General features: G+C 66.2%; 10 protein-coding genes. 3 read left to right on the top strand and 7 right to left on the bottom strand.

All coding sequences use genetic code 11. The annotated features are described in order from the left end of the window. Positions 1–16 precede the first annotated feature (16 nt). Complete coding sequence (gene arcD, locus FW760_RS12775) at positions 17–1444, top strand: arginine-ornithine antiporter (RefSeq protein ID WP_116052966.1); 1428 nt, start codon at positions 17–19, stop codon at positions 1442–1444. 94 nt (positions 1445–1538) lie between these two features. Here arcD and FW760_RS12770 read toward each other — a convergent pair whose 3' ends face one another. From FW760_RS12770 to gap, 7 genes are all read right to left on the bottom strand, one after another. Further along, entirely contained in the window at positions 1539–2897 is a 1359-nt protein-coding gene (locus FW760_RS12770; RefSeq protein WP_043860377.1) for a CoA transferase, read from the bottom strand. A gap of 35 nt (positions 2898–2932) precedes the next feature. Continuing rightward, positions 2933–3346 (bottom strand): YbaN family protein, encoded by a 414-nt coding sequence (locus tag FW760_RS12765; protein ID WP_043860378.1) that lies wholly within the window; start codon positions 3344–3346, stop codon positions 2933–2935. A gap of 62 nt (positions 3347–3408) precedes the next feature. Then, positions 3409–4017, bottom strand: coding sequence for a biliverdin-producing heme oxygenase (locus FW760_RS12760; protein WP_043860379.1), 609 nt, complete (start codon positions 4015–4017; stop codon positions 3409–3411). A gap of 141 nt (positions 4018–4158) precedes the next feature. Further along, positions 4159–6762 carry a TonB-dependent receptor gene (locus tag FW760_RS12755; protein ID WP_116052969.1) on the bottom strand — a complete coding sequence of 868 codons (2604 nt, stop codon included), beginning with the start codon at positions 6760–6762 and terminating at the stop codon, positions 4159–4161. Between the two features lie 119 nt (positions 6763–6881). After that, on the bottom strand, positions 6882–7841 hold the full coding sequence (locus FW760_RS12750; protein WP_054915084.1) for a FecR family protein: 960 nt from the start codon (positions 7839–7841) through the stop codon (positions 6882–6884). 67 nt (positions 7842–7908) lie between these two features. Beyond that, positions 7909–8427: an RNA polymerase sigma factor gene (locus FW760_RS12745; RefSeq protein ID WP_043860382.1), complete on the bottom strand. Its 519-nt coding sequence runs from the start codon at positions 8425–8427 to the stop codon at positions 7909–7911. A gap of 157 nt (positions 8428–8584) precedes the next feature. Further along, on the bottom strand, positions 8585–9586 hold the full coding sequence (gene gap / locus FW760_RS12740) for a type I glyceraldehyde-3-phosphate dehydrogenase (protein ID WP_054915083.1): 1002 nt from the start codon (positions 9584–9586) through the stop codon (positions 8585–8587). 252 nt (positions 9587–9838) lie between these two features. Here gap and edd point away from each other — a divergent pair, with 252 nt between their 5' ends. Further along, complete coding sequence (gene edd, locus FW760_RS12735; protein WP_116052971.1) at positions 9839–11665, top strand: phosphogluconate dehydratase; 1827 nt, start codon at positions 9839–9841, stop codon at positions 11663–11665. Continuing rightward, entirely contained in the window at positions 11662–12627 is a 966-nt protein-coding gene (locus FW760_RS12730) for a glucokinase (protein ID WP_116052974.1), read from the top strand. The genes edd and FW760_RS12730 overlap by 4 nt, the downstream gene beginning before the upstream one ends. The last annotated feature ends 67 nt before the right edge of the window (positions 12628–12694 follow it).

Below are 12694 nucleotides of genomic sequence, written 5' to 3'. Positions count from 1 at the left end.
CGAAAAGGGGAACTGCATGTCCGAACCAGGACAGAAACTGCGCTTGGGTGCGCTCGTCGCGCTGGTGGTGGGCTCGATGATCGGTGGCGGTATCTTCTCGCTGCCGCAGAACATGGCCGCGCGGGCCGACGTCGGCGCCGTGCTGATCGGCTGGAGCATCACCGCCGTGGGCATGCTGGCGCTGGCGTTCGTGTTCCAGACCCTGGCCAACCGCAAGCCCGAGCTCGATTCGGGTGTATATGCCTATGCCAAGGCCGGGTTTGGCGAGTACATGGGCTTTTCGTCGGCCTGGGGTTACTGGATCAGCGCCTGGCTGGGCAACGTGGGCTACTTCGTGCTGCTGTTCAGCACCCTGGGCTTCTACTTTCCGGTGTTCGGGGAGGGCAACACGCCGATCGCCATCGCCTGCGCTTCGCTATTGCTGTGGGCGGTGCACTTTCTGGTACTGCGCGGCATCAAGGAGGCGGCGTTCATCAACCTGGTGACCACCGTGGCCAAGGTGGTGCCGCTGGTGATGTTCATCGTGATCGCGGCGGTGGCGTTTCGCGCCGATATCTTCACCCGCGACATCTGGGGACTGAGCAACCCCAAGTTCGGCGGGGTGCTGGACCAGGTGCGCAACATGATGCTGGTGACCGTGTTCGTGTTCATCGGCATCGAGGGCGCCAGCGTGTATTCGGCCCGTGCCGAAAGGCGTTCGGACGTGGGCAAGGCCACGGTGATCGGCTTTCTCGGGGTGCTGGCGCTGCTGGTGCTGGTCAACGTGCTGTCGCTGGGGGTGATGACCCAGCCGGAGCTTGCCGGCTTGCAGAACCCGTCACTGGCCTCGGTGATGGAGCATATCGTCGGGCCCTGGGGCGGGCTGCTGATCAGCCTGGGGCTGGCGGTGTCGCTGCTGGGGGCGCTGCTGTCGTGGGCGTTGCTGTGTGCCGAGATCCTGTTCGCCACCGCCCGCGACAAGACCATGCCGCGGTTTCTGACCCGCGAGAATGCCAACCATGTGCCGGTCAATGCGCTGTGGATGACCAACTGCATGATCCAGCTGTTCCTGCTGATCACGCTGTTCTCTGCGGGCACCTACACCAGCCTGATCTACCTGGCGTCATCGATGATCCTGGTGCCGTACCTGTGGTCGGCGGCCTATGCGTTTCTGCTGGCACTGCGCGGGGAAACCTATGAGCGCCACCCCGGGGCGCGGCGCAAGGACCTGCTGGTGGCCGGGGTGGCGCTGGTGTATGCGATCTGGCTGCTTTACGCCGGGGGGCTGAAGTACCTGCTGCTGTCGGCGCTGCTGTACGCGCCGGGGGTGATCCTGTTCTACCGCGCCAAGCACGAGCAGGGGCAGCCGCTGTTCACCGGGTGGGAGAAGCTGATTTTCGCGGCGGTGCTGGTGGGGGCGGGGGTGGCGGCGTATGCGTTGTATGCGGGGTGGTTGACGCTTTAGAGCGGTGTCGAGGTGTTCGCCGGCAAGGCCGGCTCCTACAGGTTGGTGCGACCTTCTGTAGGAGCCGGCCTTGCCGGCGAAGAGCCTCTGGCGGTCACCAGCGAGGCTCGGCCGACCCCAGCTCGCAAGCCCCCCGCGCCCATACCAGCGGCGCGCCTTGCACCTGCAACGGCGCCTGCAGGCGCCTGGCCGGCCCCCACGGCGTCTGCTCCACGGCCGGGGCCAGGTCTGCCTCGGTTTCGCCGGCCAACGGCAAGTCCTCGATCACCGTGCCCTGGTCCACCAGCAGCTTGGCCGTGCGCGCCAGCGACAGACGCGCCGAGCCGCCACAGCCGCTGCGCAGCCGCTCATCCAGTGCACGGATCGCGGCAGCCGCCATCAGGTAGCCGGTGGCATGGTCCAGGGCCTGCACCGGCAACGGCACCGGCCGCTCGCCCTGACGCCAGCGCATGCCCTCGCGAGCGATCCCGCTGCTCATCTGCACCAGGCTGTCGAAGCCGCGACGATGCTGCCACGGGCCGCTCCAGCCATAGGCATTGAGGCTGACATCGATCAGCCCGGGGTTGAGCCTGCGCCGTTGTTCGGCGCCATAGCCGAGGCGCTCCAGCGCGTCGGCGCGGTAGCCGTGCAGGAGGATATCGGCACCTGCCAGCAGGCCTTCGAACACGGCGCGGTCCTCTGCAGCATGCAGGTCCAGGCGCGCGCAGCGCTTGCCCAAGGTCACCTCGGCCACCACCGAGGGCTCCTCCCAGCCCGGCGGATCGATGCGCAACACGTCGGCACCGAACCCCGCCAGCAGGCGGCTGGCAACGGGCCCGGCAAGAATGCGCGTCAGGTCCAGCACGCGTACCCCCTTGAGCGGCTGCGCCGCGGTGCCGGTCCAGCCCTTGAGTTCGCCAGCCGGCCCAGCCTTGCGATCGATCAGCGGCTCGGCATTGACCGCCATGCCCTGCGGGTGCGCCGACCATTGCTGCCAGCTGCGCATCTGCGCGGCACATCCGCCCGCAGCCACCACGGCAGTTTCCAGCGCCTCTGCCTCCCACTCGACAACCCGCCGGGCCATCTGATCGCGGTCGTGTACCGCTCCCAGCACCCGTTCGGCAGCGGCGCGGTGATGCGCGGCATTGGTGTGCAGGCGGATCCAGCCATCGCGGGTCGGGTAATCGCCTGCCACGGCGTCCCACAGCGGCGGCAGGCTCCAGCCCTGGGGGCGAATGCTGGTGGCGAACCACAGGGAGCTCAGACGTCGGTCCACCTGCACCCCGGGGCGCGTGCCGGTCTGGCCGGCGAGCAGGTCGGCAATGGCCAGGCCCGTGGCGGCAATGCTGGCACTGGCCAGTTCGGTGACTTCGAAGGTCGATGGCAGGGCTCCTGCAGTGTGCAGGTGCAGGTGCTCAAGCGCATCCTGGGCTAGCCCCAGGGCGCTGACGATGCTGTTGAGAACATGACTCATGGTTGGCCCTCCCGTTGGTGGGCCATTGCAGACCATCAGGGCTGATTGGTCAAATGCGGGGCGGCAGGCACGCGCTCGGGGCGCGACCAGATCCACAGGTTGCCCAGGGCCATGCCGCCGATGGCGAGCCCTACCGGCCAGCGCAGGCCGATGAACACCAGCATCAGGCCGGCGCACAGCAGCATGCTGAGCGTGGCGCTGACCTTGGCCCGGCGCTGAATCACCTTGCCGTTGCGCCAGTTGTGCAGGATCGGCCCGAACAACCGGTGGTTTTCCAACCAGGCGCTCAGGCGCGGCGAGCTGCGCGTGGCAGCCCAGGCCGCGAGTAGGATGAACTCGGTGGTCGGCAGGCCGGGGATCACGATGGCCACCAGGCCGATGCCCAGGCTTACATAGGCAAGCAGGCCGAACAGCACGCGGGACAGCTTGGAGGTGGATGGGCGGGTCATGGGGTCCATTGACTGCACAGGTGAGGGCCGGCTGCCAGCGCGGCTGGCCGGCCCGGCACGCATCAGGCCAGCTCGGCCTTGGGCGCGGTGGCGTAGGCGTGTTTGAGCAACTCGGTAAAACGTTCGAACGCAGCCACGGCGCCTTGTTCAGCGGCCGCTTCTTCTTCGGCGCTGAGCTCCAGACCGTCGAGGATGCGGGTGAACTGCTTCCAGCCCTCGGCGCGACCACCGGCCGGCTCGCCCAGGTGACGGGCACCGAAGCTGTCCGACAGGCCCAGGCCGACGGCGCGCTTGATCAGGAACGCGGCGCCGAGTTTGGAGCCTTCGGAGACGAATATCCAGCCCATGGCGGCGCCCAGGCTCGGGTTGTGCACGGCGCCGGGGAAGGCGGCCGGTACTGCGGTGTCGAGGTCGGCGAGGTCGAGGCGGGCCTGTTCGGCGCGGCAGCGCTCGGCCAGGTCGGGCACGATGGCGATCAGTTGCGGGTCGTTGTACAGCGCCTGGAGTTCGGACTGGAACAGGTACTGGGCGACCACGAAACGGGCGAAGCTTTCGCGGGTGTCGAAGGGGGCATGGGACTTGACCAGCGCATCGAGCTCGCTGTGCGGCGCATGGGTGAGCTGGTTGAGGCGCTGCGAGCGCAGGGCAGGGCGTTCGGCGGTTGCGGTCATGGGGCATCCTTGGGAAATGGTGAGCGGGTGACTAGACGTTAGTAACTAGACGAATGAGGGGCGTGGAAATAGTAAAAAAGGTTGCGGGCCATTCGCCGGCAGGCCAGCTCCCTGTGGGAGCCGGCCTTGCCGGCGTAGCGTCTAGATATCCCACACCAGGTTGATGGCGAAGTTGCGCCCCGGTGCGGTCAGGCGGTCCAGATTGGCCGGCTGGGTAACCGCCGCTTCACCCAGGCCATCCTTGCCCACGGTGGCGTAGCTGCGCACGTCATCCCATTGCCAGTACTTCTTGTCGGCAAGGTTGTACACCCCGGCATTGATGGTGATGTCGTCTGTAACCTTGTAGAACCCGCTCAGATCCAGCGTGCCGTAGCCCGGGGTGCGGAAGCGGCCGCTGCTGCCGTCGGGGGCGAAGAAGTTGGTGTCATCGACGCGGTTCTTGCGCTTGACCACGGTCCAACTGAGCAGGGTGCCGTAGTCGCGTTGTTCGTAGCCCAGGCCGAACACCCCGGTCAGCGGGTTGACGCTGTTGAGCGGTTGGCCGGTGTCGTCGTTGCGGCCATTGGCATAGGCCAGGGAGGTCTGAGCATACAGGCCCTCTGGCGCGCCAAAAGGCGCCAGGCTCAGGCGGCCCTTGAACTCGACGCCCTTGATGGTCGCGTGCTTGATGTTGTTGGCGGCGAAGGTGTTGCCCAGGTCGGACGACTGCACGGCGTCTTCGTTGATGAAGTCGCGGTACTTGTTATAGAACACCGCCACATCGAAGTGCCCCGCATCGAAGTTGCCGCGCAGGCCGGTTTCGTAGCTTTTGCTCTTTTCCGGCTCCAGGTTCGGGTTCGGCTCCACGGTATACCCGCCTGCCAGGTTCACGAAGCGACCATACAGCGACTTGGCCGTCGGCGTGCGGAAGCCTTCAGCGTATTGCCCGTACCAGGTGTAGTTGTCGTTGAAGGCGTAGGTCACACCCAGCTTGGGCGAGACGCGGTGCCATTTCTTCTCGGCGTCATTGACGCTGTTGGCGCTGCCCAGTGCACCGAGGTACTCGTCGGTCATGTCGGGCTTGAGGCGGGTGTAGTCATAGCGTGCACCCGGCAGGAAAGTCCAGTCGTTCCAGCGGATCTCGTCCTGGGCGAACAGGCTGTATGTGTTGATGGTCGGGTCCGGGAAGTCGCTGACCTTGACCTGGGCGTCCCCAGGGCTGGCATCGCCAACGGCGCGGCAGGTACCGCCCACATTCAGACAGGTTGCCGTGCCGCTGCGCGAACCGGTGACCTTCTGCTGCTTGAGCGTGGTGCCGTAGGTCAGCAGGTGTTCGGTATCGCCAAGGCTGAAGGCTTTGTCGAGCTGGGCGTCGAGTACCCACTGACGGTCCTGGTAGAGGGTCTGGCGATCACGGAACACCTCGCGCCCTCTGGCCGCATACACCTCTTCGGTGCGCTGGTCGGTCTTGCCGATCTGGTAGTTCAGGCTCCACTTCATGTTGTCGGCCAGTAGGCTGCCCAGGGCAAATTCGTGGTTGATGGCAAATCGCTCGCGGGTGACGGTGTCGTTGCCGGTACGTACGCGGTAGGAGTTGGAGGCACCAAAGCCGGGAATGAACGGCCCACCCACTGCGCTCAGTTGGTTGGTATCGCGATCATCCTTGTAGCGCTCGTAGGTCAGGCCCAGCCGCGCGTCGTCGGCGTAGTTCCAGCCCAGCTTGGCCAGCACGTTTGTGGTGCGCGCATCCTGCGGGTTGGCCTCGGTGCGCGCCAGGCCATCGCCGCTGTGGCTGCCGTAGGACTCGGTCTCGTGGCCGTTGCGCTGGCTCAGGTGCAGCAGGCCGTCGAAATCGCCCTCGCGCCCGGCCACGGTGGCCGAGGTCAGCCAGCTCTCGTCGGCCGAGCTGTAGCCGGCCTTGAGGCGTGCACCCACGTCCTTGCCCGGCTTGATGATGTCGTCCGGGTCGAGGGTGAAGTAGCTGACCGCGCCGCCGATGGCGTTGCTGCCGTACAGCACCGAGGCCGGGCCGCGCAGGATCTCCACGCGCTTGACGATCTCGGGGTCGACGTAGTTGCGCTGGGTCTGGGCGTAGGGGCCGTAGAAGTAGCTGTCGGGGATCGACACGCCATCGATCTGGGTCAGTACGCGCTCGCCATCGATGCCGCGGATGTTGTAGCCGTTGAGGCCGCTGCGCTGGCCGACGCCGCTGACCGAGACACCTGGCTCGTAGCGCACCAGGTCCTTGATGGTGTTGACGTTGCTGCTGTCCAGCTGCTCGCGGGTCTGCACGCTCACCGTGCTTGGCACCTGGTTCACGTCCTGCGCGGTACGGGTGGCGCTGACGGTCACCTGCTGCAGGGTGATGGCGTTGGAGGCGGCGCGCTCGATCACCACATTGCCGGCACTGAGCTTGCGGTAGTTCAGCTGGGTGCCGGCGAGCATCTGGCGCAGGGCCTGCTCGGGCGGCATCGAGCCGCGCACGCCTGGCGAGGCGACACCTTCGGCCAGCTCGGCGGACAACCCCACCTGCCAGCCGGTGACGGCGGTAAACGCGTTGAGCGCCGACACCAGCGGCTGCTGGGCAATGGCGAAGCGGTAGTCACCCATGCGCGGGTTGGCTGCCTGGGCGGGCTCGGCGGCCAGCGCCGGCAGGCTGCAGACGCCGCCGGCCAGCATGGCCAGGGTCAGCAGCGACAGCGTGCAACGTTGCAGGCCCGCTGTGCGGGTGGAGACGGTAGACCGGCGAGTGAAACCTCTGGACATCGAAAGCGCTCCCTGTCGCGCGAATGTTATAGGTGCGGCCGATTCAAAAATAAGAATCAGTTGCATTGGCTATAACGAGACGTGTGACCACGGGGCATCGCGTAAAAAAAGATTCCGATTCAGTTCAGAATCACCAGCGCCGGGTACTCCTGCAGGCGTGCGGAGGTGATGTGGGCCAGCGAGCGCACCGCTTCGAGGGGTTGGTCGAGGCGGTAGTTGCCGGTGACGGCGACGTTCTGCAGGCGCTCGCTGGTGTTGATGATCCAGCCCGGGTAGTAGCGCCCCAACTCGGCCAGCACCTGGCTCAGGGGGCAGTTCTCGAACACCAGCCGGCCCTCGATCCAGGCCAGGTCCTTTTGCCCGTCCAGGCGCTCGCGCTGGCTGAAACCGTTGGGGCCGAGGCTGATGCTGTCGCCGGCCGACAGGCGGATGCGCTGGTCGCTGTTGCCCAGCAGGTCGACGTCGCCGCGCTGCACCCGCACCTGTGCCTGGCCGTCGAGGTAGCGCACGGCGAAATCGGTGTCGCGCACGCTGGCGCGCAACGGCCCGGCGCGCAGCTCGAAGGGCTGCTGCCCGCCGGGGACCTGGAAGTAAGCTTCGCCCTGGTACAGCCGGGCGATGCGCTGGCGGTCGTTGATGTTGCTGGAGAACGCCGAATTGGTATTGAGCAGTACCTTGGAGCCGTCCTGCAGTTCCAGGCGCTGGCGCTCGCCGACCACGGTCAGGTGATCGGCCTGCAGGCGCATGGGCAGGTTGCCGACCGTGAACACACCCACCAGCAGCACCGCGGCGGTGGCCAGCGGCTTCCAGTGCGGGCGCAGGCGGGCCAGGCGTGAGGGGCGCTGACGTTGCTGCAGCTGCAGCGCGGCGGCGCGCACGCTGTCGCCGTGCCACAGGGCTTCGGCCTGCACGTAGGCCGGGGCATTGGCCGGGTCGGCCTCGAGCCAGGCCTCGAAGGCCCGGGTGTCTTCGGGCGTGGCGCATTGCAGGCGTATCAGCCAGTCCAGCGCCTGGTCCATGGCGCTGTCGCAGGCAGCCGGGTCTGGCGGCGCAGGGCGGTCAGGGGCACTGTCGGTCACGGAGGGTCCTTGGCATGCTTGTGTATCAGGTAATGATCAAGTGTATCGGCATGTGAGGCAAGCAGGCTCAATCGCGATTGAGACGATCGGCTACGCCTACACAGATGGCCATGATCAGTTTCAGTTCCTTCTGAACCGTGCTGGCGGACACCTTCAGTTGTTCGGCGATTTCCAGATAGCTGGCGCCGTGCAATCGGCTGAGGATGAAGATGCGCTGCTGGCGGGCGCTGAGCTCGCCCAGCGAGGTGCTCAGGCGGCGCAGCAACTGCTCCGCGTGGGTGGCGTCCTCGGCGCTGCCGTGGCTGGCGGCCACGTTGTGCAGCACCGCCTCGGGCACATCGTCGAGCAGGGTGCGGGCTTGCACGCGGCGGGCGCGCAGGTGGTCCAGGGCGAGGTTGCGGGCGGTCTGGAACACGAAGGGTTCGAGGTGCTCGATGGGGCGTTCGCCCAGGGCGCGGGTGACGCGCAGGTAGGTTTCCTGAAGCAGGTCTTCGGCGGTGCTGGGGTTGTCGACCATGCGCTGCAGGGTGCGTAGCAGGGTGACCCGCTGGGCGAGGAAGACGGCGTTGAAGTGGGACTGACTCACAGCGATACCTGACCGGGATTTCAGCGAATGATAATGCTTATCATCAATGCTGTTGGTCAAGGGGGAAAAGCAGCGGCAAGCTTTTAGTGCCAGGCGGCAGGAGGAAAAGCAGGCTTAACCCCCGCCTTGCCTGCCGCCTGAAGCTTGCGGGTTGAGACTATTGCGCCTCCCATAGCGCCAGGCAGTTGTCCAGCATGCGGTTGGAAAAGCCCCATTCGTTGTCGTACCAGGCCATCACCTTGAGCATCTTGCCGGCAACCTTGGTGTGATTGGCGTCGAAGATCGACGAAAGCGGGTTGTGGTTGAAGTCGCACGACACCAGCGGCAGGGTGTTGTAACCGAGGATCTTCGAGTGCTGGCTGGCCTCTTTCATCAGCGCATTGACCTCTTCCACGCTGGCCTCGCGCGTCACGTTCAGGGTCAGGTCCACCAGCGACACGTTGATCACCGGCACCCGCACCGCCATGCCGGTCAGCTTGCCGGCCAGTTCCGGCAACACCAGGCCCACGGCCTCGGCTGCGCCGGTCTTGCTCGGGATCATCGACTGGGTGGCCGCCCGCGCCCGGTACGGGTCGCTGTGGTACACGTCGGTCAGGCTCTGGTCGTTGGTGTAGGCATGGATGGTGGTCATCAGGCCCTGTTCGATGCCCAGTTCGCGGTGCAGTACCTGCGCCACCGGCGCCAGGCAGTTGGTGGTGCATGAAGCACTGGAGATGATCTGGTGCGAGGGGCGCAGGATGTCGTGGTTGACCCCGTACACAACTGTTGCGTCCACGCCCTTGCCAGGGGCCGAGATGATGACTTTGCGTGCCCCGGCAGTAAGATGGGCCGCGGCCCGGGTGCGCTCGGTGAACAGGCCCGTGCATTCGAACACCACGTCCACACCCAGCGCCTGCCACGGCAGCTCGGCAGGGTTGCGAATCGCGCTGACGGCAATTCGGTCGCCGTTGACCGTGATGCTCTCGCCATCGCTGTGAACCTGTGCATCGAATGCCCCGTGCACGCTGTCGTACTTGAGCAGGTGCGCATTGATCGAGCTGTCGCCCAGGTCGTTGATGGCGACGACCTGCAGGTCCTGACGGTAGCCTTGGGTATACAGTGCGCGAAGAATGTTGCGGCCGATGCGGCCAAAACCATTGATTGCGATACGTAATGTCATGGAGCTACCTCTGGCAGACTGTCTGAGCCCCGGAAAGAGCCTGAATCTGATTTTGTTGTTGGAATTACAAGATTATTCGTAAAAAAATAGAAAACAAGCCTTTTTGCTGGCAGTATTTTGTTCAATCTACAACGAGTGACCGGCCAAGCCGTTACCCATCGACATTCGCGCCCCTGCCTTGAGCCTAGGTCGCAATCGTTTGTAAGGGAAACCGCCGCAGAGGTTGCTGCCCCTTAGCCTGGAGTCCAGTACATGCATCCGCGCATTCTTGAGGTCACCGAACGGCTGATCGCCCGTAGCCGTCCTACCCGCGAGCGCTACCTTCAGTTGATTCGCGGGGCGGCCAGCGACGGCCCGATGCGCGCCAAGCTGCAATGCGCCAACTTCGCCCATGGCGTGGCCGGCTGCGGCAGCGACGACAAGCACAGCCTGCGCATGATGAACGCGGCCAACGTCGCCATCGTCTCGGCCTACAACGACATGCTCTCGGCGCACCAGCCCTACAAGCACTTCCCCCAGCAGATCAAGCAGGCGCTGCGCGAAATCGGCTCGGTGGGCCAGTTTGCCGGCGGGGTGCCGGCCATGTGCGACGGCGTCACCCAGGGTGAACCGGGCATGGAGCTGGGCATCGCCAGCCGTGAAGTGATCGCCATGTCTACCGCGATTGCGCTGTCGCACAACATGTTCGACGCGGCGCTGCTGCTGGGTATCTGCGACAAGATCGTGCCGGGCCTGTTGATGGGGGCGCTGCGCTTTGGCCATCTGCCCCAGCTGTTCGTGCCGGGCGGGCCGATGCCCTCGGGTATCTCCAACAAGGAAAAGGCCGACGTGCGCCAGCGCTACGCCGAGGGCAAGGCCAGTCGCGAAGAGCTGCTGGAGTCGGAAATGAAGTCCTACCACAGCCCCGGCACCTGCACCTTCTACGGCACGGCCAATACCAACCAGTTGCTGATGGAAGTGATGGGCCTGCACCTGCCCGGTGCCTCGTTCGTCAACCCGTACACGCCGCTGCGCGATGCGCTCACCGTAGAGGCCGCGCAGCAGGTCACGCGCCTGACCAGGGCCAGTGGCAACTTCATGCCGCTGGGCGAGATCGTCGACGAGAAGTCGCTGGTCAACTCCATCGTCGCGCTGCACGCCACCGGCGGCTCCACCAACCATACCCTGCACATGCCGGCGATTGCCCAGGCGGCCGGCATCCAGCTGACCTGGCAGGACATGGCCGACCTGTCCGAGGTGGTGCCAACGCTGTCGCACGTGTACCCCAACGGCAAGGCCGACATCAACCACTTCCAGGCGGCGGGCGGCATGGCCTTCCTGATCCGCGAGCTGCTCGATGCCGGGTTGCTGCACGAGGACGTGAACACCGTGGCTGGCCCCGGCCTGCGCCGTTATACCCAGGAGCCGTTCCTGGACAACGGCAGGCTGGTGTGGCGCGAAGGCCCCGAGGCCAGCCTTGACGAAAGCATCCTGCGTCCGGTGGCCAAACCGTTCTCCGCCGAGGGCGGCCTGCGGGTGATGCAAGGCAACCTTGGCCGTGGGGTGATGAAGGTGTCTGCGGTGGCGGCCGAGCACCAGGTGGTCGAAGCCCCGGCGCGGGTGTTCCACGATCAGCAGGAACTGGCCGATGCGTTCAAGGCCGGCGAGCTGGAGCGCGATTTCGTCGCCGTGGTGCGCTTCCAGGGCCCGCGCTGCAACGGCATGCCCGAACTGCACAAGATGACCCCGTTCCTGGGTGTGCTGCAGGACCGCGGCTTCAAGGTCGCGTTGGTGACCGACGGGCGCATGTCGGGAGCTTCGGGCAAGATTCCGGCGGCCATTCATGTGTGCCCGGAAGCGTTCGATGGCGGCCCGCTGGCGCGGGTGCGCGATGGCGACATCGTGCGCGTGGACGGCGTGGCCGGCACCTTGCAGGTGCGCGTCGAGTCGGCCGAACTGGCCGCTCGCGAGCTGCCGGCAGCGCCGCTGGGCAATGACCTGGGCTGCGGGCGCGAGCTGTTCGGCTTCCTGCGCGTGGCGCTGAGCTCGGCCGAGCAGGGCGCCAGCGCCTTCACCTCGGCCCTGGAGAACTTCAAATGAAGGTCGCACTGGTCGGTGACATAGGCGGCACCAATGCCCGCTTCGCGTTGTGGCGCGACAACGCGCTGCACGCGGTGCAGGTGTTCCCCACGGCTGACTACACCAGCCCCGAGCAGGCCATCGGCGTGTACCTGGCCGCGCAGGGCCTGGCCAAGGGCGAGGTGGCGGCGGTGTGCCTGGCGGTGGCCGGGCCGGTCAGCGGCGATGAATTTCGTTTTACCAACAGCCATTGGCGCCTGAGCCGCAAGGCATTTTGCGCCAACCTGCAGGTCGGGCACCTGCTGCTGATCAACGACTTCACCGCCATGGCGCTGGGCATGACCCGCCTGCAGCCGGATGAAGTGCGCAATGTGTGCGCCGGCACGCCGGACACCACCCGTCCGGCGGTGGTGATCGGGCCGGGTACCGGCCTGGGTGTCGGGACCTTGCTTGGCCTGGGCGAGCAGCGCTGGCTGGCGCTGCCGGGTGAGGGCGGGCATGTCGACCTGCCGGTGGGCAGTGCGCGCGAGGCGGCGATTCGCCAGGCGATCGCGCTGGACACCGGCCACGTCAGCGCCGAAACCGTGCTCAGTGGCGGCGGGCTGCTGCGCCTGTACCACGCCATCTGTGCACTGGACGGGCATGCCCCCACGCTGGGCACGCCGGCCCAGATCACCGACGCGGCGTTGCACGACGACCCGGTGGCGCTGGAGGTGATCGAGCAGTTCTGCCGTTTTCTGGGGCGGGTGGCCGGCAACAATGTGCTGACCCTGGGCGGGCGTGGCGGGGTGTTCATCGTGGGCGGGGTGATTCCGCGCTTTGCCGAGCTGTTCCTGCGCAGCGGCTTTGCCGCGAGTTTTGCCGACAAGGGCTGCATGAGCGCCTACCTTGAAGGGGTGCCGGTGTGGCTGGTGACGGCGGAGTATTCCGGGTTGGAAGGGGCGGGAGTGGCGTTGCAGCAGGCACTGGCCCAGCACGCCTGAGTTGGAGTGACTGGCCGGGCCCTGTCGCGGGTCAAGCCCGCTCCCACCAGGTTCGATGCCGTACCTG

The organism is Pseudomonas sp. 1176_21 (assembly GCF_052850635.1).
This window is presented reverse-complemented; position numbering and strand designations above follow the sequence as displayed.